Here is a 617-nt window from a genome sequence, read left to right as displayed (position 1 = left end):
CGGCCCGGCTGGACTCCGGAACCGGGCCACCGCCCGGCACCCTGCTCGCCCCGCTCGCCCGCTTCCCCGCCCTCGCCGCCCCGTCGGCGTCCCGGCTGGCGGAGCTGGTGGGCCACGGCGGTCACGGGTACGACGTCGTGACCCTGCTCGGCGCGATCGGGCCGCGGGCCGGGGCCGGGGCCGAGCGGGCACTGCGGCAGGCGGCCGAGACCGACGACGAGGGCCTGGCGGGCCACGCGGCGGTGGCGCACCACCGCGTCACCGGGGACGCCGCGTTCGCGGTCTCCGTGCTGCGTCCGCTCCTCACCGGCGAGCTGCGCGGCTGGGCCGTGCCCCGGGCGGGTGAACTCGGGCCCGCCGGAGCGCCGTTGCTGCCGTTCGTGGAGGAGTGTCTGGCCCACGGGGCACCACCGACCCGCGCCGAGGCGGCGTACGCGGTGTGGCGGATCACGGGGCGGCGCACCGAGGACGTCCTCGCGCCGCTCGCCCGCCAGGCGGTGACGTCGGAGGCCTTCCACCCCGTGCAGCGCACCGCCGTACGAGCGCTCACCGACCTCGGGCTGCTCCCCCGGCACCTCGTGGCGCCGCTGCGGCGGGCGGCCGGTTCGGTGCGGCGG

At 79.9% G+C, this 617-nt stretch carries 1 pseudogene; it reads left to right on the top strand.

Features of this window, described 5'->3' with window-relative positions:
• A pseudogene (locus CCN42_RS43060) lies at positions 1-617 on the top strand (hypothetical protein); the annotation flags it as partial.

It is taken from the genome of Streptomyces glaucescens (assembly GCF_002154375.1).
In the GTDB taxonomy this organism is placed as follows: domain Bacteria; phylum Actinomycetota; class Actinomycetes; order Streptomycetales; family Streptomycetaceae; genus Streptomyces; species Streptomyces glaucescens.
The sequence above is the reverse complement of the archived record's forward strand: the minus strand, read 5'-3'. Positions and strand labels throughout refer to the sequence as shown.